The 22,785-nt window shown below is 53.6% G+C and carries 20 protein-coding genes and 1 pseudogene; 8 read left to right on the forward strand and 13 right to left on the reverse strand.

What is annotated here, in order from left to right:
- Nucleotides 1-126 precede the first annotated feature (126 nt).
- Nucleotides 127-660, forward strand: coding sequence for a YcnI family protein (locus ACO05M_RS05940; RefSeq protein WP_421868834.1), 534 nt, complete (start codon nucleotides 127-129; stop codon nucleotides 658-660).
- Between the two features lie 63 nt (nucleotides 661-723).
- Here the strand turns inward: ACO05M_RS05940 and ACO05M_RS05945 are convergent, their stop codons facing one another.
- The 5 genes from ACO05M_RS05945 to ACO05M_RS05965 all read right to left on the reverse strand — a co-directional run bounded on the left by ACO05M_RS05945 (nucleotide 724) and on the right by ACO05M_RS05965 (nucleotide 3,098).
- A complete protein-coding gene (locus ACO05M_RS05945) occupies nucleotides 724-996 on the reverse strand; it encodes a TMEM165/GDT1 family protein (protein ID WP_421868836.1) in 273 nt (90 codons plus the stop codon).
- A gap of 92 nt (nucleotides 997-1,088) precedes the next feature.
- Nucleotides 1,089-1,643 carry a hypothetical protein gene (locus ACO05M_RS05950; RefSeq protein WP_421868837.1) on the reverse strand — a complete coding sequence of 185 codons (555 nt, stop codon included), beginning with the start codon at nucleotides 1,641-1,643 and terminating at the stop codon, nucleotides 1,089-1,091.
- A 27-nt stretch (nucleotides 1,644-1,670) separates the two neighbouring features.
- Complete coding sequence (locus ACO05M_RS05955; RefSeq protein WP_421868839.1) at nucleotides 1,671-2,117, reverse strand: hypothetical protein; 447 nt, start codon at nucleotides 2,115-2,117, stop codon at nucleotides 1,671-1,673.
- A gap of 33 nt (nucleotides 2,118-2,150) precedes the next feature.
- Nucleotides 2,151-2,651 carry a DUF3592 domain-containing protein gene (locus tag ACO05M_RS05960; protein ID WP_421868840.1) on the reverse strand — a complete coding sequence of 167 codons (501 nt, stop codon included), beginning with the start codon at nucleotides 2,649-2,651 and terminating at the stop codon, nucleotides 2,151-2,153.
- Nucleotides 2,652-2,735: 84 nt separating this feature from the next.
- Nucleotides 2,736-3,098, reverse strand: coding sequence for a hypothetical protein (locus ACO05M_RS05965; protein ID WP_421868842.1), 363 nt, complete (start codon nucleotides 3,096-3,098; stop codon nucleotides 2,736-2,738).
- 158 nt (nucleotides 3,099-3,256) lie between these two features.
- Between ACO05M_RS05965 and ACO05M_RS05970 the strand changes: the two are divergent.
- Nucleotides 3,257-4,275 (forward strand): annotated as a pseudogene (locus ACO05M_RS05970) (IS110 family transposase).
- 333 nt (nucleotides 4,276-4,608) lie between these two features.
- Here ACO05M_RS05970 and ACO05M_RS05975 read toward each other — a convergent pair.
- From ACO05M_RS05975 to ACO05M_RS05985, 3 genes are all read right to left on the reverse strand, one after another.
- Entirely contained in the window at nucleotides 4,609-6,105 is a 1,497-nt protein-coding gene (locus ACO05M_RS05975) for a reverse transcriptase domain-containing protein (RefSeq protein WP_421868844.1), read from the reverse strand.
- A 316-nt stretch (nucleotides 6,106-6,421) separates the two neighbouring features.
- Complete coding sequence (locus tag ACO05M_RS05980) at nucleotides 6,422-7,156, reverse strand: hypothetical protein (protein ID WP_421868845.1); 735 nt, start codon at nucleotides 7,154-7,156, stop codon at nucleotides 6,422-6,424.
- A 35-nt stretch (nucleotides 7,157-7,191) separates the two neighbouring features.
- Nucleotides 7,192-9,942: a TrlF family AAA-like ATPase gene (locus ACO05M_RS05985; protein ID WP_421868847.1), complete on the reverse strand. Its 2,751-nt coding sequence runs from the start codon at nucleotides 9,940-9,942 to the stop codon at nucleotides 7,192-7,194.
- 221 nt (nucleotides 9,943-10,163) lie between these two features.
- On the opposite strand from ACO05M_RS05985, the gene ACO05M_RS05990 reads away from it, so the two are divergent.
- The 3 genes from ACO05M_RS05990 to ACO05M_RS06000 all read left to right on the forward strand — a co-directional run bounded on the left by ACO05M_RS05990 (nucleotide 10,164) and on the right by ACO05M_RS06000 (nucleotide 12,626).
- The gene (locus ACO05M_RS05990) at nucleotides 10,164-11,168 is read left to right on the forward strand and encodes an integron integrase (protein WP_421868849.1); all 1,005 of its coding nucleotides are present in this window, start codon (nucleotides 10,164-10,166) and stop codon (nucleotides 11,166-11,168) included.
- 108 nt (nucleotides 11,169-11,276) lie between these two features.
- Nucleotides 11,277-12,182 carry a LysR family transcriptional regulator gene (locus ACO05M_RS05995; protein WP_421868851.1) on the forward strand — a complete coding sequence of 302 codons (906 nt, stop codon included), beginning with the start codon at nucleotides 11,277-11,279 and terminating at the stop codon, nucleotides 12,180-12,182.
- Between the two features lie 153 nt (nucleotides 12,183-12,335).
- Entirely contained in the window at nucleotides 12,336-12,626 is a 291-nt protein-coding gene (locus ACO05M_RS06000; RefSeq protein WP_114697192.1) for a hypothetical protein, read from the forward strand.
- 35 nt (nucleotides 12,627-12,661) lie between these two features.
- Here the strand turns inward: ACO05M_RS06000 and ACO05M_RS06005 are convergent, their stop codons facing one another.
- A complete protein-coding gene (locus ACO05M_RS06005; protein WP_421868853.1) occupies nucleotides 12,662-13,684 on the reverse strand; it encodes a permease in 1,023 nt (340 codons plus the stop codon).
- A 175-nt stretch (nucleotides 13,685-13,859) separates the two neighbouring features.
- On the opposite strand from ACO05M_RS06005, the gene ACO05M_RS06010 reads away from it, so the two are divergent.
- Complete coding sequence (locus ACO05M_RS06010; RefSeq protein ID WP_421868855.1) at nucleotides 13,860-14,207, forward strand: ArsR/SmtB family transcription factor; 348 nt, start codon at nucleotides 13,860-13,862, stop codon at nucleotides 14,205-14,207.
- A 61-nt stretch (nucleotides 14,208-14,268) separates the two neighbouring features.
- On the opposite strand, the gene ACO05M_RS06015 is transcribed toward ACO05M_RS06010, so the two are convergent.
- The 3 genes from ACO05M_RS06015 to dctP all read right to left on the reverse strand — a co-directional run bounded on the left by ACO05M_RS06015 (nucleotide 14,269) and on the right by dctP (nucleotide 17,428).
- Entirely contained in the window at nucleotides 14,269-15,678 is a 1,410-nt protein-coding gene (locus tag ACO05M_RS06015; protein ID WP_421868857.1) for a TRAP transporter large permease, read from the reverse strand.
- Entirely contained in the window at nucleotides 15,675-16,304 is a 630-nt protein-coding gene (locus ACO05M_RS06020) for a TRAP transporter small permease subunit (protein WP_421868859.1), read from the reverse strand. The genes ACO05M_RS06015 and ACO05M_RS06020 overlap by 4 nt, the downstream gene beginning before the upstream one ends.
- Nucleotides 16,305-16,423: 119 nt before the next feature.
- On the reverse strand, nucleotides 16,424-17,428 hold the full coding sequence (dctP, locus tag ACO05M_RS06025; RefSeq protein WP_421868862.1) for a TRAP transporter substrate-binding protein DctP: 1,005 nt from the start codon (nucleotides 17,426-17,428) through the stop codon (nucleotides 16,424-16,426).
- Between the two features lie 687 nt (nucleotides 17,429-18,115).
- On the opposite strand from dctP, the gene ACO05M_RS06030 reads away from it, so the two are divergent.
- A complete protein-coding gene (locus ACO05M_RS06030; protein ID WP_421868865.1) occupies nucleotides 18,116-20,017 on the forward strand; it encodes a sensor histidine kinase in 1,902 nt (633 codons plus the stop codon).
- Nucleotides 19,986-21,395, forward strand: a complete 1,410-nt coding sequence (locus ACO05M_RS06035) for a sigma-54-dependent transcriptional regulator (protein WP_421868868.1) — start codon at nucleotides 19,986-19,988, stop codon at nucleotides 21,393-21,395. Before ACO05M_RS06030 ends, ACO05M_RS06035 begins: the two co-directional genes overlap by 32 nt.
- A gap of 5 nt (nucleotides 21,396-21,400) precedes the next feature.
- Here the strand turns inward: ACO05M_RS06035 and ACO05M_RS06040 are convergent, their stop codons facing one another.
- Nucleotides 21,401-22,780 (reverse strand): patatin-like phospholipase family protein, encoded by a 1,380-nt coding sequence (locus ACO05M_RS06040; RefSeq protein ID WP_421868871.1) that lies wholly within the window; start codon nucleotides 22,778-22,780, stop codon nucleotides 21,401-21,403.
- Nucleotides 22,781-22,785 lie beyond the last annotated feature (5 nt).

Raw genomic sequence — 22,785 nt, forward strand, 5'->3', positions numbered from 1 at the left:
GCAGCCTTTCTCAACAAACACGCTGATAGATTGCCGGCGGCTCGCCTGATTGACGCCTAGCCGTTGGCCTGCTCGTTGCCCTTTGCCGGCAACGAAACCTTGTTGATTTTTGTAAGGACGAATTTGATGAAATCGTTAACTCCTGTCGCTTTGATTCTGGCTTCAACCCTGGCTGGCAGCTACTCGATGACAGCTTCCGCCCACGCTTCGCTGGAGGTTCAGGAAGCCGCCGTCGGCAGCCACTACAAGGCGGTAATGCGCATCGGCCATGGCTGCGAAGGTAGCGCCACCCACACCGTTAGAATTCAGCTACCGACCGAGCTGCGCAAGGCCAAGCCGATGCCCAAAGCCGGTTGGACCCTTGAGACGGTCAAGCAAAAGCTGGACGAGCCCTACGACTACTACGGCAACACCATCACCGAAGATGTCCGCGAGATCGTCTGGAGCGGCGGCAACCTGCTCGATAGTCAGTACGACGAGTTTGTGTTCCGCGCCAAACTGGCGGGCGAGCCGGGTCAGACCCTGCATCTGAAGACGATTCAGGAGTGTGACAAGGGTGAAAACCGATGGGTCGAAATTCCGAAGGAAGGGCAGGACAGCCATGACCTGAAAGGTCCGGCGCCGGGTCTGAAATTGACCGAAGCCCATCATCACCACTAAGGGATGAACCGGCTCTAAACCGGTGGGGGAGGTGACTCCTCCACCGACTAACAGTCTCCGCCGTTAGGCATTGTACAAGGTCAGAATACCGATGCCGATAAAGCCGACTCCGGCGATATAGTGCAGGTACTTCTCGTTGATGTACTCCGACAGCAGTGATCCCGCGAGAACCCCCAGCGCCGAGGCGACGATCAGGGCGGCGGAGGCGGCAAAAAAGACCGTGTATTTGCTGACTGCTTTATCGGTGGCGAACAACATCGTCGCCAGTTGAGTCTTATCGCCGAGCTCGGCGATAAACACCGCACCAAAAATCGTTAAAAATACCTTCCAGTCCATCTCGAAGTTTCCATGCTGCAGGGGGATGCCGCTCTGGTCGCCGGCAGGGTCAATCGTCGGCAGGCGGCTCGGTGGGGGATTTTATGGACTTGTCAGATCTTTTCAACGCGGCATACCTCAACGATTCGGTACGGTCCCGGCTCGCAGTGGGCAAAGGTGCCGGATTCGATCAGTCGCTTGGCGACTTCGACTGAGCTTAACAGGCAGTGTGAGTTGACCGGAATTTCCTGCGCCATCCGATTGCACGACAGTGGGGAGCACTCGGCCGCGTTCTGAGCACTGAAACTGGTGACATCATAGCCCGCCGCTACAGCGCGCTCGGGCAGCTTAACCTGGGTCGGTAACGAGGCCTCCGGCTGAAAACCTTCCCAGCTGCCCGTCAGTTCGTTCCACTGCCGGTGATAGAAGCGGTAAAAGAACAGCGTCATGCCCGCGAGATCGATGCCGTTGGCCGCTGCCAGCGCCTCCATCACCTCGGGCGAATCAAACAGCCAGTAGCCATTGTGCTTCCAGTGGCCGATCCAGTCGCAAAAGTCCTCGGAGACACAACCGCTGAGCGAATAGATCGCTTCGACTCGGTCGGACTCCAGCCAATCGGGTTTAGTGACCACCGACTTGTACATATAGCCTGCTGGAATCATCGACATGGGCTTTATCCAGAAGCGGCGTTAAAGCTAGGGTGTTTTTGACCAAATCTCATAAGCCCTCAACGCCTCGCTGTCGCTGTAATTCTGCTCCAGCGCCTCGACGTGACTCAGAATGAAAAATTCGATAAATGAACCGATAAATGCGCGCTGCTCTGGGCTACAGGATAGAAACAGATCGTTGTTCTCGCCGTCATACTCGAGGTGAAACAGCAGCTGGGCAAAATAGAAGTCGTTATCGAGGGTCTCGAGGCTGAGCCGAATCAACGCCGGCATGTAGTACTTCTTGCCCTCATTGGTGGCGAAACAGATGGGATCCCAGCCCGGGTTGCCCAGCTCCTCCAGGCCGATGCTGTCTAGGGTTGCGCCGATCAAGGTCTGATCGTGCTCCTCACACTCTTCGCAATGCCGATAGTTGGTGAAGTGTTCCGGCTTCTCCATCCGGAACAAACGCTTGGCTTCGGTGATCCAGTCCATCGTCGGCCGCTTGGTTAACTCGTTAATCCTGTTCTACCCATGGTAGCGATAAACATATAAAGCCAGCGGCAGGGTGCCGATCAAAAAAGTGATCGCGATGCCCGTTTTGCCGGCGACGATAAGGTAGCTTTTCTTAGGGTTGTTCGGATTATAGAAAACTTTAACCTTGCCATCGGGCATCTGTTGGACCGATGACAGCTGCTTTTCCAGGATCGACCTGAGGTTGTGGCTGGCCACAAAAACCCAGGGGGAAATTCGTCTCCCTGCGTACTCCATATCGGCAACGCGGTAGCTGTATAGGGACTCCAGCAGGTACTCCTGGTTTGATCTCACCGGCTCTTTGCCACCGATTTTCTCTACCCCAAGCGCAACCAGCTCGTCCGCTGTCGAAGGCCAGGTTCTGGTTCGTAGCAGAAAGATCAGCGAGTAGGTACAGGTGATAAAGGCATAGAGGGTTATCCAGAACCATAGTCCTTGGGTTTGGCCATCGATGGCAAGCTGCCACATCTCTTGAAGGTAGGTGATTGGAGTCATGACCTATAACACGGCATTGAAGGAACAGAACAAGCTTGGCAACGAAGTTCTGATCCTGCTGCAGGGCTACGGTTTACCACGTTGCTAACTGCAAGATGGCTGGCCGGCACCGGCTTGTTGTGAAATACCCTGAAGGCTCTGAGTGACCCACTCACCATCAGTGGACATGAACCTGACTAAATCATGCTTTTTGAGTTCGGGGTGCTTTTGAAACAGTGTTTCAACACTAGTGTTGAACTGGATGATGGCCTTTTGGTTTTGACACAGACAGTCTGAATGTCCGTTGCCAGACTCAATACAAGCCATGACTGCAGTAGAAACAACATCCAGGTTTGCTTGGACGTTACTCAGCTGCGCCACCTGATCTGGGTTCTCAATAAGCAGCTCTTCATTGGAAAAGGCGAAGCTGCTAAGCACTAGTAAGGTGATAGTAATGAAATGTCGCATAGGGTTTCCTTAGGAGCTTAATGCTGGTCCAAGACCGACGGCGCTGGGCTGAGTGATGACCTACCGCCGAATGCGGCCAGAGAATCTACTGGAAAGCTTATAAACCCGTGGCCAGTTTTACTTGACCACTACATAGGACGATCAATGGGAGGTGTAACATGTCCGTTTCTACGCTTGGCGTTGATCTCGCCAAAACTTCGTTCAGTATCCACGGCGTTGATGCACGTGGCAAGGTACAGCTTCGCAAGAACCTCAACCGTTCCAAGTTACTGGATTGCATCGCCAATCTACCGCCTTGCCTAATTGGGTTGGAAGCTTGCAGCGGGGCCCACTACTGGGCTCGTGAGTTTCAGAAGCAGGGCCATCAGGTGCGGATCATGGCACCCAAGTACGTCATCCCCTACCGTACGGGGGCCAAGAACGACGGCAACGATGCCGATGCCATTTGCGAGGCGGTCAGCCGTCCTCGAACTCGCTTTGTACCGATCAAGTCGGCGGAGCAACAAGCCGTATTGGCCGCTCATCGCATCCGCAAAGGCTGGGTCAAAGAGCGCACCGCCCTGATCAATCAGATCCGGGGGCTGATGGCGGAGTTCGGGATCGTGGTTGCTCAGGGACGCTGGTCGTTACAGCGAGAGTTACCGCTGATCCTGGAAGATGCCGAGAACGAGCTGCCGACAATTGCGCGCGCTCTGTTGCATGAGTGCTACGAGCACCTTCAGGTATTGAACCAACGGATAGACGATCTCGAGCGTTGCTTCGACATCGTGGCCGAGCACAGTGAAACTGTGCAGCGCCTGATGACCATTCCCGGAGTCGGCGCTCAGACCGCAACCGCCATCGTAGCCTCGGTGGGCAAAGGCCAGCAATTCGATAAAGCCCGTGACTTCGCTGCCTGGTTGGGGCTGGTCCCCCGGCAGTACACGACCGGCGGCAAGCCGAGGCTGGGGCGCATCACCAAACGGGGTGATACCTACCTGCGAACGTTACTGGTACACGGTACCCGCGCGGTCCTGGCCCGAGTGGCGGACAAGCAGGATCGCCTTAGTAGTGGAGCAAAGGCGTTATCGAGCGACGGGGCTATAAGCGAGCGACGGTGGCCTTGGCGGCCAAGAATGCCCGGATAATCTGGGCGATGTTGAGATCAGGAAAAGAGTACGAAGCGTTCGCCGTCTGAAGACAGGCGGCGAACGCTGAAGACACCCACCGGACATTGCGAGGGCGATGGATGACGTAAGGCACAGACCAGAACGGGTAAACCTGTTTAGCGCGGAGGCCTTAAAGGCCGTCTAACGAATGAGGGCCCGTTCAGCGCGTTTCATCAGGGCCAGGGCGATAAAAGCCCATCAACAGGCCGAATGTAGAGCGGCAGTCCAATGACCTTACAGATTCAGTTTAGTCCTTGTGGTGCCAGGGGGAGTCCATGTAGCTGAGCTAAGAGGCCGAAGGCGGCTTGCCGCCGTAGGTCCAAGCCCAAGGGGCGATCCTTAAGCTGTTTGTTAAATGTGGATCAATAATTATAGGAGTCAGCCATAGGATCTGTTATACCGGCAACACCTAATTCAACCAGCCCCCTTTTCATTGCGTGATAGATTGTCATAAAGCTAGGTATTTTTAATAATTTTTTTCCGCCAACCTTTGTTACATTGCAGTACGTGATGAGCTCATTTCGGCTTGCACTAAACGGAAGAGAATGCCCCCTAGGCATTTTGTGGGATGTTAGCATTTTTGATCTTTTCTGAACGGCTTTGAATATCGCATTGACTAGCCAGCCATCGAGGGCTTTTAATTGAGCCGTGTCGTTAATTATTGGGTAAAAGCTCATTATTCCTTTGAAGAATATTCTATTGCTTCTTCCTGATAGATAAGCGCTAATCATTTCTTCATTTAGATTTCCGTATAAATATCTTCGTATTTCGCAGATTGCACTAAGAAGAGCTTCATCTTTACCGCCACCGGGAATCTTGATGGCTTTTAAGGGGCTGCTGTTAAGTGGCTGAATCAGGTGCTTGTAAAGAATGTACGAAATTTGTCTTTTTATTTTATTTTCTGAAGAGTTCTTGATGGAAACTTTATCAACTGAGATAGCGTATCCAAGAAACTCGACTTGGTTCTTTCTGCTTGCAAATTCAGATGGCATTGAATCGTTACAAAGCAAGCTAATTCCTTCGGATTTGTCTAGATTAATAGCTACGCCTGCTTCTGAAGAAAATGCTGTCATAATTTCAAAAGCACGGCTTATTTTTCCGTAGTCTCGTGACCAAATTATCGTGTCGTCAGCATAACGAGCAAATTGAAGCCCTTCTTTTTCTAATTGTTTGTCCAGCTTCCAGCAGGCTAAATTGGCGAGAAATAATGATATTGATGTCCCCTGTGGAATGCCTTTTTCTCGGGTGTTTAGAAACGATTTGATTACATTTCTTTCTTCAGTGCTGATAAAAAAGCCATTTTTATCAAACTGGGAATACAAAAAGCTGTGCGAAATTGAGTCGAAATATTTGGAAAAATCGAACTCTGCCACAAAAATTCGTGAGTTCTGAGAAAGCTCAACAGCTATGTCTTGAATCGCAAAATGAACATTTCTATCGTTTCGGTAAGCATAAGAAAATGAGCTAAACCGGTGTCTATTCTTCTTCAGGAGGCGATGATAAAAAAGAGTGGATACAGCTGCATCAGGGATTTGATACATTGCAACATCTCGCACCCCTCCAGATTTCTTAGGTATTTTTGCTATAGAGGGAGGGTAAGGTGCGTAGTCACCCATTGCAATTTTTTTAGCTATAGATCTGGCTATGCTTTTTGCATTCTTTTTTACGTAGAATGGATCGAATTTTCTGTCAATAGACCAATGTTCAGGCTTCTCAACTTGAAGTAACTTAGGCGACTTAGTCCGTTCAAGTTTTCGGTTGTTCTCTATTGCAATAGCGTTGTGGTACGCATGATGGCGTAAAGCGAGCTTTTCTGCTTCGTCGGCAATGTATCGCGCTACACTTTTCTCTAATTCCATAGTTCATCCATAAAAAAAGCCCGACACTATTGGCATTAGTACCGGGCCTCCACGGGTGCAACCTACGTAAAAGTTAGTCGCTGAATACCTTGAAGATAAGCTTTGTCTCTTCAAGGGCCCTACCGCTGCATGACTGCTTTGGCTTTAAGGGCACCCGCTCTCCCCCTTGGGGAATAGCACTAATTCCACACTAGAACAGTTTTAGTGTCAATTCAAAGTTACATTCCTTGCTCATTTTGAGCATTTAACGCCCGCATTTGCGGCTGGTTTGGAGCGCAGCGGAAAACCAGTCCGACAACATGCGCTTGTTAGCACTTTACATTCCCATTGATGGGCCGCTGTAGCCCCTTGAAATTGTTGGTTTAAGCTCAGGTCTTAACTCAAGTTTTGGCTCCAGTGTCAACTCTTTCGCCCGACTTAAATTACAGGCAACAAAATTCACTTCCGATTTACTCTCATTGTAATTGACTATAAGAGATGACATTTCCTGCGCCTTTTTCGCTTTCATTTCTGACGACCGACCACTTCCCCCTGAGTCTGATGATCTAAATGTTTCTGCTAATATGTCGATATAACGGCTTAGCTCATGATCGGAAAGTCCCCACTTATCATCCATAACTACTTTGAAAATAAAGTCAGAAAGTGACACTCTGTCATCGGTTTGCGTGTCTCCTTCTTGAATCTTATGATATTGAGAAAAATAGAGCCCAACGTTATCTCCATTAGATTGACAAATACCATATCCAATGAAGTGACCGCGAGAAGCTAATACCTTAGATGCGTTATCAGAACCTTCCTTACGTAATCGTTGAATGAAGGCTTTTTTATGCTCTTTCCTAAACTCACTTTGAACGTTCTTTTCGTTACGCTTAAACTCGATAACGAAGTTCTTTCCACTCCAGCCGGATATTAAATCTGCAACAACCTCGTCACCTACATTTTGAGCCATCAAAGCTGCACCCTGTGAACACAGGGTTACTCCTTTTTCCTTTGTGAGGTAACCTAGTGTGAAAATAAAGTTACCGACATAAATGCTTTCATATGGCTCCAAAGTTCTCTCCTTGAGGTTTTAGCACTTTTCTAAAACTAAACATTAAACATTCTTTTGTACCGCTGTTGGAGTGCAATTTCGCCACCCTCCATAATTTCACACACATTCTTTCTTACGTTTATTTCTTGCAATGCTCCAGATGCGACTGGATTTATTTGACCTCGATCTTCTAGCGCAATCACATACTCTGAATCACCGTTTACTACGATATTGGGGTTATGAGTGACAACAATTATTTGCCTGTCGGATTTGTTTTCATGTAATTTGGAAACGATCAAACTTGTAATTAGACCATTATCAAGATCATCTTCAGGCTGATCCAAAACGAGCGGTTCAGTTCCATAAGATAATAAGAACGACAATATAGCCGATGCCTTTTGTCCAGCCGAACCTTGTGAAACATCCTTAAATCTATTACCGTCATTAAATTTTATGGATAGCTTATCCTCAGGAAACCAAGCATTTATTTGGTCAAAGTTTTGAGGCTGTAAGTTAGCCATGAATTCAGTAAATCTTTTTCCAATCTTGGCACCTTGGATTTCACCAGACCTAAAGTTAAATACCTGCCCCTTGAACTCATGAATTTTTGATAGCCAAGGCTCTAGATTGTTTGAATTGCCAGAGCTTGTTGTGCCTGATAATTCCTTGTTTAAACTATAAAGGAATCCACACTCGCGATCTAAATCAAAAATATCCGCAGCAAAAGCATTATCAGAACGCCCAATGACACCTCTGAATGATTCTTCCATGTGGTCTATATCTGAAAAAGGATCCAAATCAACTTTAATGGAAGAGTTTCCAGACAAGTTTTGCTCCAAGAACTCTAAACGACTTACAGTTAATTTTTTCCTGCATTCTATAATTTCTTGATATGCAGAATTGATTAAAGAATCCGTCTCATCTATCTGAAAGCTTACCTGCTCCATTTCTTTTAGTGATTTATTAATGGTATCCCGTTCATCGATTAGTCTTGCATAATCAGAAGGATTATCAATTCCTTCGCTACGCAAGCTTTCAATTAATTCTTCGTATTTTTTTATGGCTTCAAGATGAGATTTATTGAAGTCAGACTCACAATACCAGCCTCTAAACTCGGTCAATTCTTTTTCAAGTGAAGCCACTGCTTGCTTAATAGCTTCTTTGAAAGATAGTGCTGATCCATTCAGTTTTTGTAACTTGGTTAGAACTTCTGATTCACTTTCCGACTGTGTATTAAATAGACTGCCATCTATTACAGGAATACCAGTACCGTTAGATATTGATTCAACTTGGTCTTTCAGCTCTTCGATGTCAGTTTCATATAGCGAAATATTGGTTCTCTTTCCGCTATAAGCCTGATAGTTTGTTAGGATGTCTGTGTGGCCAGATTTTTCTATTGTTTTTATCTTCTGCTCGACATCTGAAAGCTGCCCTAACAGCACACTTCTGTTTGCTAACTTTGATTGAAGCTCCCTTTTTTGGCTGCACAATGTTTCAAAATGAGAGATTTTCTCAGACCATTCCATCTTCCATTGTTGGAAGCCAACAGTAGATGATTCATCGATCAGACGCAGAAGCGTATTAGGGTTTTTAGCTAAGTCGAATATCTGCTTCTGACTAAATATCTTTATTGGGAAGCGAGAGTGTGCTTCACCCTCTTCGGGAACCCATTGCTGACCATCATAACGAGAAATTGAAACGAGGTTATTTTCCTTAGTCCACGTCAGGAGGTAGTGAATTTCATCTCTCGTATAAACACAACTGATTTTCGTATTTTCGAGCATTACTCCTTCAGAATCTCTAGAAGCAGATATTTTAGTAAAACTCTCGAATGATCTACGAATTTCATTATCCCGATCCAATACATCAAGGTCTTTCGCTCTATCCATACCTAATCGTATAAACTCAAGGATGGACGACTTTCCGCTACCACGCCCTCCAATAATTGAATTCAACCAAGGATTGAATTCCACTTTCAAAGGAGTCGAACGCCCTGCATATTTAGCATTTTCGATAGTCACAGAGCGTAATAGTGTACTGGAAGAACTATTTGGATCTGTTGTTTCGTTATCTGAACGAATTATGGAAGATGAACCATCAACCAAAGCCAGTTTAAGTCCTTCTATCGTAGGGGTAGACATTTTTACCCAAGTATAAGCTCTGCCTATATCATTAGGATGGTGAGCGTCTGAGCCAATTATTGATGGCAAGTCGATACTTAAATTTGTGTATCTTGATAAAGGGGCATCAGCTCTCTCTTGATCAGGGAAAATTATTTCAACGGCATTTGCATGGGTGCAGACTTGCTTAATCGTGTGAGAAGAATGCTGCTGACAAAGCCCTGCTTTCATATCAATATGAGCTGGTATGGCAACGCCACCAGCTGAGATGATTTCTTTTATTACATTCTCAGCACTTTCTTCGGCTACTGAATCACTATCCCCTTTTGTTCCACGAAACTTTGATGCTCCGATAACGGCACTAATATCTGCTGATGTGGCACAAGGGTCAAAAATACCTAAAACGTGTATGTTTGAGTTGGCTGTCACCTCAACACCGGGGAAGACGAAAATTGAATGACCTTCGGCTCTTAAGTTTTCTGCAGCGTCTTTGAGACTATCAATCCAGTCGCCAGTATTATGATCTGTAATTGCTACACACTCTATGCCCTTGGCGACATAGTCCAACAGCCAATCTTTAGCGGACTTCGATGCTCTTAAACTACTATCTGTTTTTCCATAATCAAAAGAAGCTGGTGTATGTGTATGAAAATCGAACTTCCACCATCTTGCCCCGACGAAACTCATTACTTACATCCTTATGTTCGATTTACTCAAAAGAGTGCTAACAGTCAGGTTATGAGGACGGTGTCCTCATAATAATTATTAGCGGGACGTCCATATATCACGCCGCCCACTTTTTTGTTTCTTTCGCAACTATCTGTTTAATAGGAGCTTTTTTGTCTAGGGTCAAAATGGATAGGTGACAAAGCTGGACGCTGGTCCATACTTTCTTCACGGGCAAGGATGTGCTCGTCGAAACTAAAGTGTCAGGGAGGATCGCGCGCATGTCATCGTCTCCATTTTTGCAGTCCCTTGCCGAGCATATGACCGTTCGGCGCTACAGCAAGCGTACGATCAGGGCTTACCGATACTGGATCAAGTCTTTCATAATCTTCCATCAAAGAAAACATCCCGCCGAGCTGGGCAAGGAACAGGTGATTGAGTACCTGACTTACCTGGCGGTGGAGCGCCATGTGGCTGCGGCAACTCAGACGATGGCGTTGAATGCATTGGCTTATCTATACAACAAATTTCTGAATCGACCCTTGGGTGATATCGATCAGTTCAAAAGATCCTCCCGACAACCCAAGCTGCCGGTTGTATTAACTCAGGGGGAAGTGAAGCGGTTGCTGAGCCAATTACAGGGGAAGAAAAAACTGATCGCTTCGATTTTGTATGGTTCGGGTCTGAGACGGATGGAGCTGGTGAGACTCCGGGTTCAGGATGTGGACCTGACCATGCTTCAGATAAAAATCTGGTTTGGTAAGGGTGGCAAGCATCGTCTGGTTACTTTGGCACCGGAGCTCGCAGAGGCGATTCAACGTCAGATCGATGCAGTTTGTCGATTGTTAGCAGAAGATCGACAAGTAGAGGGCTTTGCCGGTGTGTATCTACCGGGCGCTTATGCCGACAAACATCCTGGGGCGCGTTTCGAGCCGGGATGGCAATACCTTTTCCCATCCGCAAATCTGAGTATTGATCCCAAGGACCGCTGCCTGCGACGACATCATATTGATGAATCGGGTATCAACAAGTTCTTAAGAGTGGCTCGCAAACAGGCAGGTATCGAAAAACCGGTGGGCAGTCACACCTTGCGTCACTCCTTTGCCACCCACCTGCTGCAGAGCGGTGCCGATATTCGTACCGTTCAGCAGCAGTTGGGTCACAGCGATGTTAAGACTACTGAGATTTATACCCATGTACTCAAGCAGGGCGCGATGGGGGTTCGCAGCCCGCTCAGCCATCTATGATCCCAGAGGGCTAGCCCTATCCGGTTCTTGCGGTTAGACGTCTGACTGGCCAGGAATCGGACCAGTCGGCACAATAGGTTGGCGACGGACAACTGATAAGAGGAAGTAATGGCGGAACCGGACTACCTGCAACTGGACGGCAAAGCACTGCAACTGTTTCTGCTGGTGCTGGAGGAGGGGTCGATCAGCCGTACCGCCGTTCGGCTGGGAACGTCGCAATCGAACGTCAGTCATACCCTTGAGAAGCTGCGCCAGATCACCGGCGATCCGCTGTTTGTTCGGGCCGGTCGCGGTATTGCACCTACCAGTACTGCCTTGGAGTTAGCCGAGACGGCGCGTTGCAGCCTCGATAGCTTGCGCCAGTTTGGTAGTCGCTCCCATTTTGACCCAGCCAGCGCTCGCCAGCACTTCATCCTGGCGGCCAACGATTATCAGCGGGATTATCTGTTGCCGGGGTTGTTTAAACGCGTACGTTGCCAGGCTCCCGGCCTGAGTTTCAGTGTTATACCGTCGCAGGTGCCTGATGCAGAAAGTCTTCGTCAGGATCATTGTCAATTGATGCTGACCCCCCATCCCCCCGAGGCCTCCGATATCATCCAGCGCCGTTTGCTGAGCGATCACTTCGCCTGCTATTTCGATCCCGGGGTTCGTACCGCACCGGACACACCGCAGGCCTACCAGCAGGCACAGCATGTCGCGATCAGCTTATCTGGAACGAAACGGATGCAGATCGATGCCGATATTTCCGCCCTCGGCCTGGAGCGCGATATCTTCCTGACGTTGCCCAATTTTGCCGGTATCTGGGACTTTATTCGTGGTACCGATCTGATCGCGACGCTGCCGAGCTTGCTTGGTAGTGGTGATTTGGAAGGTATCGCTCAGCAGCCGTTACCGTTCGAGACGCCGCCGCTGGATATCTACCTGGTTTGGCACAAGCGTTATCACGACAGCCCGGCCCACCGCTGGTTGCGCGAGCAACTGATCGCCAGTCTTCCGGCCCGCTCTGACAGTTAACCTATCGATAATTTCGATAAGTAATATCAAATGCCCTGTCTTTATTCGATTTGTTGAAATTGGCAGAATAGCCACACCGACAATCAGTGATCCTGGTTGTCGAGCCGCAGTCACCGGCAAATCGCCTTTCGGATTCACCCTTCTGGAGCTGCTATGACACGATCGCCTAAGCCCGGTTTACAAACCGCGATGCAGGATCTGATTGTCCAGATCCGCACCCAGGTACCGTTCGATACCCCGACCTCCACTCTGTGCCAGGGACCTTGTACGGGCTGTTCTAAAAAACTGATGGAGTTTCTCGATACGGAAGTGAGCGACTGGGAATGCCGCCTCAATGCCGGCGACATACCCAGTTTTGGAGATATTCATGCTTTGGCCAAGCGCAGCAGAAAGATCCATGGCGTGCTGAAGCAGAACGGCATTATCGACGCAGTAAACCTCTAACCCCGCACTTCTCATCGCTGCGCAATGGCCCTGCCTTAGCCGGCGATCCAGTTAAAGCTGAACCCACCGATCACCGCCATGCTGAAGATTACCAGCAGGAAGGCGGCCAGCAGCGGCCAGTAGAACAGGCGCTTGAGCAGGATCACTTCCGGCAGGCTGGCACCGCCGCTGCCAATCACCAACGCGATAATGGCACCCAGGCTGACGCCCTTGGCAACGAACGGGGCCACCAGCGGCAGCAGCGCGGTCACGCGGATATAGAGCGGGATGCCGATCAGCGCCGCGGTCGGGATCGCTGCCGGGTTATCGGCGCTGGCCACTTCGGCGAAATACTCGGCCGGGATGAAGCCGTGGACGAAGGCGCCGATCAGCATCGCCACCAGCATGTACGGGAACATCGAGCGGAACAGCTCCCAGCTCTCCTGCCAGGCTTCACGCCACTTACTCGGCTTAGGCGCCGGCTTTGATGAGCTGGCGCAGCAGCTGGTTTGGGTTTCTGGGGCGGTTTCGCTGCAACCACCGGTTTTGCCACTGTCGGTTTCTGATGCGCTGCTGCATTTACCGCCACTGTTGCTGTTGAGCAGTTGCTGTTTGATATAGCGCTCGAAGCCCAGGCGTTGTAGCAGGGCACCGGCACCGATGGAGATCACCAGCGCCAGTACCGCGTACCAGGCGGTCAGTTGCCAACCCAGCACCGGAATAAATAGCGCGATCACGATCGGGTTCAGCAACGGTGAGGTAAACAGGAAGGTCATGGTGGGGCCGAAACCGGCGCGCGCTTTCAGCAGCCCGATCAGCATCGGGATAGTGGAGCAGCTGCAGAACGGGGTGACGGCGCCGAGTCCGGCGGCGGTCAGGTAGCCGCGACCGCGGCGGGCTCCCAGCAGGCCTTGGATCTTTTTTGCCGGCAGCTTCTGGTTGATCAGCGAGACGGCAAAGCTGATCAGCAGGAACAGCCCGGTCAGTTCGGTGAACAGCTGCAAGAACATCAAGCCGCTTTCGCGCAGCATCAGTTGGGTTTCGGGGTGTTGGAAGTAGACGGTGAGTTGTTCGATCATGATGATAATCTCGTATTTCTAGATTTATCGAAATAAATACCTAAAGAACATGGCAGGACCCAGAGGGGGCTGCCAGCTCTATATTTCCATATTTGTGGAATTATTCTCAGGCGGATGAATTGGGTTGTCAAGATATTTCTAGTATGATCGAAATATTCGTTAGCAGGAGTGATCGATGGAGATTGAAACAGCGGCCAAACGGTTGGCGGAATTGGGCCATAAAACCCGGTTGGAGATCTTCCGTTATCTGATCCGTGGTGGCCATCAGGGGGTGCCGGTGGGTGAGATTCAGGCGGCGTTGGGGGTGCCGGGTTCGACCCTGTCCCATCACCTGAACCGGCTGATGTCGGTCGGTCTGGTGGCGCAGCGTCGGGAAGGGCGGACGCTCTACTGCACGTCCCAGTACCAAGAATTGGATGAGTTGCTGGCGTTTCTGAAGGATGAGTGCTGCATTAATGGCCTCAGTGCCAATGAATGGCCTGAGGGTGAGACGGCCAACGCGAAGGCCAACACGAAGGCCTGAGTTAACGAGGGCTAAGTTCCTCCGCCGGTAGCCTATTGCACCGGCGGAGAAGTAGGTCAGATCAGGTGTAGCCGATCAGTCCCGGCAGCCAGAGCACGATGCCCGGCAGCATGATCAACACCGCGATGGTCAGCACATCGGCGACGAAGAACGGCAGGCAGCCGCGGAATACGTCCTGCACCGAGCACTCCGGTCGCACCCCGGCGACCACGAAGCAGTTGAGGCCGATCGGTGGAGTAATCAGGCACAGCTCGGCCATCTTCACCACGATGATGCCGAACCAGATCGCACAACCGACGCCGGAGACACCGAAGGCGGAATCGGCGGCGCTGACCGCTTCGCCGCCGTTGAGGGCGATGATTGCCGGGTAGACCACCGGCAGAGTCAGCAACAGCATCCCGATCGCATCCATAAACATCCCCAGCACCGCGTACGCGCAAAGAATTAGCAGCAGGGTCAGCATCGGACTCTGCTCCAGGCTGACGATCCAGTCGGAGAAGGTCGACGGCAGATCGGCGAAACCGAGGAAGCGCACGTAGATCAGTACCCCCCAGATGATCGCGAAGATCATCGCCGACAGCTTGGCGGTTTCCATCAGTGAACTCTTCAGCTCCTTCCAGCGGCTACCGTGCCAGATTGCCATGCACAGGATCACGAAGGCGCCCAGGGCACCGGCTTCGGTGGGGGTGCCGACACCGCCGTAGATACAGACCATGATGATCGCGATGACGAAGAAGATCGGCATTGCACCGGGTAGCGACTCGAACCGCTCCTTCCAGCTGTAGCCGGTCACCGGCGGGCCGAAGTCCTTGCGGGTCATCGCCAGGATGATCACCAGACCGCCGTAGATCAGTGCCGACACCGCACCGGGCAGGAAGCCGGCCATCAACAACGCGCCGACATCCTGTTCGACGATGATGGCGTAGATGACCAGGATCGCCGACGGCGGGATCAAGGAGGCCAGGGTGCCCCCGGCCGCGACCACCCCAGCAGCGAAGCGCTTGTCATAACCGAGCTTGAGCATCTCCGGCACCGCAATACGGGCGAATACCGCCGAGGTGGCGACCGAGGCCCCGGAGACGGCGGCAAAACCGGCGGTGGAGAATACCGTGGCGACACCCATCCCCCCCGGCAACCAGCCAACCCAACGCTTGGCGGCCTCGAACAGGGTTCGCGTCAGCCCGGCGTGGTAGGCCAGAAAGCCGATCAGGATAAAGGTCGGGATTAGCGACAGCGCCAGCGACGAAACTTTGGAGTGGGGGATGGTACCGGCCATTTTGACCGCCACCATAAAGCCTTTCTCAAACCCCAGCTTGGCCGAAAAGATCCATAGCAGCCCCAGGAATCCGGCGATGCCGGCGGCAAACGCAACCCGTACCCCGAGCACCACGAAGACCAGCATCGCACCGGTGACCCAAAGGCCGATGGTGGTGGAGTCCATCGCTCCCATGGTTTCAATTAAACTGCTCATGGGCGGACCTCCTCGTCATCGTGACCACTGACCGATTCGGCCTCTTTGGCGGCCACCTCGGCGGCGCTCTCGATCAGCGGCACCGCCACCGGCTCGTCACCGCCTTCTTTCAGAGCGCGACAGTAGCCCCAGAGTTGTAGCAGTAGTCGCAGGGCTAAGACGGTCAGCGCTACCGGCACCACCAGCTTGGCCGGCCAGGTCGGCAGGTTGATATCCAGCGACGAGTCGCCAATGGAGTATGCGCGCCAGAAATGCAGGTAGGAGCCGTAGATCAGCACCATCGTGACCAGCAGCATCAGCAGCGTGGTCAGCAGTTCGGTGAACCAGAGCCAGCGTCGGCGCAGCTGGCCCACCAGGATGTCCATCCGGATATGGCCGCCCATCCGCTGGGTGTAGGCGATGCCGAAGAAGGCGATAAAGGCCATCGCCTGCTCGACCCAGTCGACATAGCCGCTGATCGGGGCCGAGAAGATCCAGCGACCCAGCACATTGGTGGTGGCTAGCAACACCAATAGGAAAATGACCAACCCGCTGATCAGATTGAGCAGCGACTCGACACGAAAATAGAGCCGATCGGCCCGGCTGAGTACCGAACCGTCTTCAATAACGGTAGCCGAAGCAGACATAACAGCCTCTCAGTAATTAGTGAGGAAATCAGCGCCGGAGGTGGATTTTCCGGCGAAGGCGGCCACGCGCCCGCTCCCCTTCAGCAGGCGGCGCAGCCAAAACGATCGTCAGAGAGTCATTATTTGGCGAACTGCTCGGCGGTGAAGTCGAACAGTGCCTGGGCGTCGAACTTGTCACCCCACTTGGCGATCCACTCCTGACGGACCGACTCGGCCAGCTTGTTCAGCTCGGCGGTCTGCTCCGGGGTGAAGGTCACCTGGGTCAGACCGGCTTCCTTGATTGCCGCGTGGTATTTGGCGGTGGTGTTGTTTTCGTAGTTGTCGACGTAGTGAGCCATCGCTTCGTCAACCGAGCCCAGCAGCGCTTCGCGGTGTGCCGGTTTCAGTTCGGCCAGGGCGTCGGTGTTGACGACGATCGGGCAGTTGGCCGAGCCCAGGTTCAAGTTGGTGGTGACCCAGTTGCCGACCTTGTAGGTGTTGGTGGCCAGGTGGGCATGGGGGGCGAAGGAGGCGGCATCGATCACGCCGGAATCCATCGACTGGCGCACTTCGGCGAACGGAACGCCGGTCTTAACGGCACCCAGTTTGCCCAGCACGCCCATGATGCCACCCGGGCCACGAACCCGCAGGCCTTCAAAATCGCTCAGCTCGTTGAGGCCTTCGCTCTTACTGACGATGTTGTACTGCGGCATCGGCGAGGACATCAGCAGAGTGGCATTCCAGCGGGCCAGATCTTTGGCGACGGTCGGATGCTTATAGACCGCATCGTAAATCTCGGCGATGCGAGCTAGCGAGACGTCCTTGGAGAACGGAAGCTCGGTAACGGTGATCGTGGGGTTTTTGTCGGTGTGGTAGAAGGAGCAGAACTGAGCCATCTCAAAGGCACCGAAGGAGATCCCGTCGAGGTTCTCCCGGGATTTGGACAGGCCGCCGTAGGAGATCTTCAGCTTAAAGTCGCCGTTGGTCTTGGCTTCAACCAGCTCGGCCAGTTTCTCGACGTTTTCGGTGAAAGCGCGGCGTTTGCCCCAAAGGGAGACGTTCCATTCGGTGGCGGCGTGGACTTCGGTCGCGGCGAAACCAGCCAGGGCGAGGGAAGCAACCAGAGCTTTGGATAGGGATGCCATAGAGAGTTCTCCTTAAAATTTATTATTTTGGAACCTGTGAACAAGTCCTAGTAGGGCTCTGGCTTTCTGCTTGATCTGCAATTCAGGCGCAGCTTTGCAGGAATGTCTAGACCTTACAAAAAGCAGCAACGCAGAGTGCGGATCAAGCTGTTAGCCCCGAAGGGCAAGGTCTGAAGTTGGCAAACTCGTTGTTGCATTCTTTGCCAAGGGCTATGGCCATTGGCGGCAGTCTGCGCCTAGATTTTGCCAACTTCAGGCTCTTGCAGTGCCTCACTAGGACTTATTCGCAGGTTCCTTATTCCGACAGGGGAGGCAGCCCCTTGCGGATAGTCCTGTTAGAGCAAAGCTCGGGCCAATATGGCCATTGAATTGAAAGCGGAATCGTAACTTGATGAAAATAATAGAGTTATAGGTGGCGACCTTGGTTGGCGTAGTACGAGGCTGCGATGGGGCTGGCTCGGTTGCGCCAAAAATGGCTGATGAATCCGGGTTAATTTCGCTGTATCGGCCATTTTTAGCCGATACGATTGGCCTTTGCTGTTAGGGTTGGATTGTCCGTAGGGCGATTACGTCCGCGAGAACCGTCGCGGGCAGCCCGCCGATCGCTTCGGCCAAGCCCGTTTGGCTCGGTATTTGCTGCATCGGAGGGTAAGAGAAAAATGATTCACCTGATCCGGGAGCCTTGATGTGACTGCCTCCGATTCCGCTGTCAGCCCACGCGCGGTGCGTAACTACAGCCTGCCGATCGTGCTGGGTGCGCTGCTGTTTGGCGTGCTGTTGGGCAACAGCCTGTTGAGCTGGACCGAGGATGAATTGTTCAGTGAGTTGGACCGAATCGGTGGCGAGCGGTTGGACCTCTATGCTTCGACGATTGCGGCGTCTCAAAGCCGATTCGATTACCTGCCCGTTATCATCGCCGGTGATGCCCAAGTACGGCAGTTGTTGCAGACCGGCGATTCCGGCAGTCAGGAGGTGGTCAACCGCAAGCTGGAAAAGTGGCAGCAGGAATCCGGTGCGGCCTACCTCTATCTGATGAACTTGCAGGGCCAGGCCGTGGCGGCCAGCAACTGGCAGAGTCCCACCAGCTTCGTCGGCAACAACTACAGTTTCCGCCCCTACTTTCAGGATGCGATTGCCGGTAAAGCCGGGCGCTTTTTTGCCGTCGGGGTGACCACCGGTCTGCCCGGCTTCTTCTTGGCACGACCGGTGCGGTTCGGCGACCAGATTCTCGGTGTCGCCGTGGTCAAGGTCGATATGGCCCAATTGGAAACCGACTGGAGTGCCGGTGGTGAGAATGTCTGGGTCAGCGATGCCGACGGAGTCATTTTTCTGGCCAGCAATCCGGACTGGAAATACCGTAGCGTCAGCCCGCTGGCACCGGCCATCCATCAGCGGTTGAGAGACGAGCGCAAATACCACGGCAAGCAGATCGAGCCGCTGGCGCTGCAGTCGCAGCAGCAGTCACCGCAAGGCAACCAGGTGATCCGTCTGCTCGATGATGCCGGGGGGGCAGCACTCGAGCCCGGTCCTAAACCTTACCTGTTGCACCAACGCCAGCTGGAGTCGCTGAACTGGACCCTCTATTACCTGTCGGACCTGTCATTACTGACCGAGCACAAACAGCAGGCGGTGCTGATGGCGTCGCTGATCAGTGCGCTACTGGCGGTGGTCGGACTGTTTGTTTCCAGCCGCTGGCGCCATCAGCAGTTACTGGAGCAGCGGGTGGCCTCGCGGACGGCGGCATTGAACCAGAGTAACGCCCAGCTCAAGCGTGAGATCCAGGAGCGACTTAACGCCGAGGAGGAGCTGCGCCAGACCCACGAGGGGTTGATCCAGGCCGAAAAACTGGCGGCTTTGGGCCAGCTGTCGGCCGGGCTGGTGCATGAGATCAGTCAGCCGATCTCGGCGATTCGAACCTTCCTGGCCAGTACCCGGCTGCTGGTGGAGCGGGACCAGACCCAGGCAGCGTTGGAAAATATCCGGGATATCGACGGGTTGATCGGCCGGGTCACCGGTATCGTGTCGCACCTGAAAACCTTTGCCAGCAAATCCCGGGGTACCACCAGCCCGGTGGAGTTGGGGCAACTGGTCGACAATGCCTTGATGATTCTCAGGCCGCAGCTGGCCAAGCAGCAGGTTGAGCTGGATTGGCAGCGTCCGGCCGAACCGCTGCATGTGCAGGCCGATGAGATCAAGCTGGAGCAGATTCTGGTTAACCTGATCCGTAATGGTCTGGATGCGATCCAGGCCTGCCCGCAACGGGATGGCTGGCTGCAGATTCGACTGCAGCAGGAGGACGGCGGTGAACGCAGCCGGATTCTGATCAGCGACAACGGCTGCGGCATCGATCCGGACGACTTGCCGAAGGTGTTCGATCCGTTTTTTACCACCAAGGAACCCGGAGAAGGACTGGGGCTGGGGTTGTCGGTCTCTTACGGGATCGCCCGCGAATTCGGCGGTGATCTGCATGCCGAGCCCCGTCCCGAAGGCGGCACCCGTTTTACCCTGAGCCTGTCTCAGCGGGGTGCGTCCGAGCCAAGCGGCGGCGCTGCTGCCGATGCTGATTCCAACACTGCAGGGAGCCCGTAGCATGATCACCGATTCGTTAAATCCGGTCAGGGTCATTTTGGTCGATGATGAGGAGCCGATCCGTCGTGCCACCCGGCAGTGGCTCAATCTGGCCGGTATCGAGGTGCAGGACTTCTCCCGTGCCCGCGAAGCCTTGACGGCGATCGAAGCGGATGCCGAACTGGTGGTGGTGTCCGATATCAAGATGCCGGAGATGGACGGGCTGGCGTTTGCCAAGGCCTGTCGCGAGATCGATCCGGACCTGCCGGTACTGCTGGTTACGGCCCACGGGGATGTGGGCATGGCGGTGGAGGCGATCCGTGATGGTGTTTACGACTTTATCGAAAAACCGGTCGAGCCGGACCTGCTGTTGGACCGGATTCAGCGGGCCTGGGAGAAACGCCAGCTGGTGTTGGAGAACCGCAAACTGCGCCGGATTCTGGAGCAGGGGCCGAGCCTGGAGGGGCGGATGATCGGCAACTCGTCGGCGATGGTGGCGCTGCGCAAGCAGGTGCTGCAGTTGGGAGAGACCCCGGTCGATGTGGTGATCAACGGCGCGACCGGCACCGGCAAAGAGCTGGTGGCGCGCTGTCTGCACGATTTCAGCGTGCGCCGCCAACAGCCCTTTGTGGCGGTCAATTGCGGGGCGATACCGGAGAACCTGTTCGAGAGCGAGCTGTTCGGCCATGAAAAGGGCGCCTTTACCGGTGCCACCGGACAGCGGATCGGCAAGATCGAATACGCCCAGGGCGGCACGCTGTTTCTCGACGAGATCGAGAGTATGCCGCTGAACTTTCAGATCAAACTGCTGCGGGTGTTGCAGGAGCGCAAATTGGAGCGGGTCGGTTCCAACCGTGAGATCGCGCTGGATCTTTGGGTGATCGCCGCCACCAAGGTGGATCTTGCCGAAGCCTCGGCCCGGGGCGAGTTCCGCGAGGATCTCTATTATCGTTTCAATGTCGCCGAGCTGCAGCTGCCGAAACTGGCTCATCGGGTCGAAGATATCCCGACCCTGTTTGATTTCTTTGGCCGCAAGGCGGCGTTGCAGTATCAGCGCGACTACACCGAGCCGGAGTCGGATGATCTGGCGGCGTTAATGGATTACGACTGGCCCGGCAACGTGCGACAACTGCGCAATGTCGCCGAACGTTTTGTGCTGGGGATGGGGGCGTCACGGCGGATACGCTCGATTCTCGGTCAGGCCGATACCACTGCGGCGGAGACGACCGGGCACGGGCTGTCGGAACGGGTGCAGCAGTTCGAGCGGCAGCTGATTATCCAGGCCCTGCGCAAGCATCAGGGTAGCATCCAGACGGTCACCGAAGTGTTGCAGCTACCGCGCCGGACTCTCAACAACAAGATGAAGCAGTATCAGATCGTCCGCAAAGACTATTTGTAGCGGTTCTACTGATGCCGGTTACGGGCGTCCAACTGCTCGGTGCTGGACGGGTAGCGGCTCAGGAACTGCCGGAAGGTCGGATTCTGACGCAGTAGCTGGCGTCCCAGCTCAATCAAGCGGTCGACCTGCTCCTCTTCGAGGCTGAAGCTGGTCGGAATGCGGTTGAAATAGTCCCGCTGTTCCAGGGTCAGGGTCTCGAAACTGAGCTCGATAAAGTAGGGATTGACCGCTTGCTGCGGCGTCGACATCTGCTTCGCCCAGAGATTCATCGTTTCCCGCATCAGGTCCAGGGTTGCGGCGTTGTAGCGATGCAGCTGCACATCGGTCACGGTGTTGATGGTGTCCTCCAGCGACGGTTCCTCCTTGCTCAGCTCGATCTCGTGCTTGACGTAAGTGGAGGCGTTGACCGAGATAAACAGGATATTGCTGGCCGGCTTGCCGCCGGTCACTTTCATAAAGGGTTCGATCCCGCCAGCCACCTCGACCATCTCGTAGATCGCCATCAATCCGAGGTTGTCGGTGATGCCGCCGTCAACCAGATGGATGAACTGCCGCTGCTGCTTATCGGAATAGGTTTTCAGTCCGTTTACCGCCTGGGCGACCCGGGACGGCAGCTGCCGGGTATCGACCGACTGCAGATAGGTCTGGGCGCTGGAGTGGCAGCCGTCATGATTCTTCAGCACCACCGGTGCGAACAATACCGGTACCGCCGATGAGGCGGTGACCGCTTTGGCGATCGGAAAGCTGGAGAGGTCGGAACAGAGCAGATCGAAGTAGTCCTGCAGGAACGAGAACCGCACCCCTCGACCCAGATCCGAGGCGTTGATGATGATCATCGGCCCGCCGGCGGCCTTCAGGTCGGCAAAGGTCTTACCCTCGAACAGTTGGTCCTGATAAATCTCGACCGCTGCTTCACTGCGATCCTGAGTGGAGAACCAGCGAGACGGCGAGATCAGCCGATCCACCAGGGCACCGCCGACATCGCGGCGCAGGAATTTGTCCTCGAACTCGTCGAAGGTCCGCTCACCGTAGAGACCGTAGTAGGCCGAGGTGAAGCTGCCGCCGGAGACCGAACTGATTATATCCACTTCGTCGAGCAGCCGTTGCGGGCCTTGGGGGTGGGCGATGGGGGTGTCGCGCAGTTCCAGTAAAACGCCGTAGGCCAGTGCCGCCGCCCGGGTTCCGCCGCCGGAAAAGGCCAATGACAGGGAGATATCCTGATCCCGCTGCTCGGCTCGAACCCGTGGCTTGAGGTCGCCGTTGAAGACCCCGTAACGCTGCTCCGGTGCCAGCTGCGACAGGTCGTTATTGCTGATGGTGGCCTGGCTGGCGCAGCCGGAGATTATCAGGCTGGCCAGGATCAGTAAGAAGTTGCGTATCGGCACAGTGC

The sequence above is a fragment of the Motiliproteus sp. genome, from assembly GCF_965230735.1.
In the GTDB taxonomy this organism is placed as follows: Bacteria; Pseudomonadota; Gammaproteobacteria; order Pseudomonadales; family Balneatricaceae; genus Motiliproteus.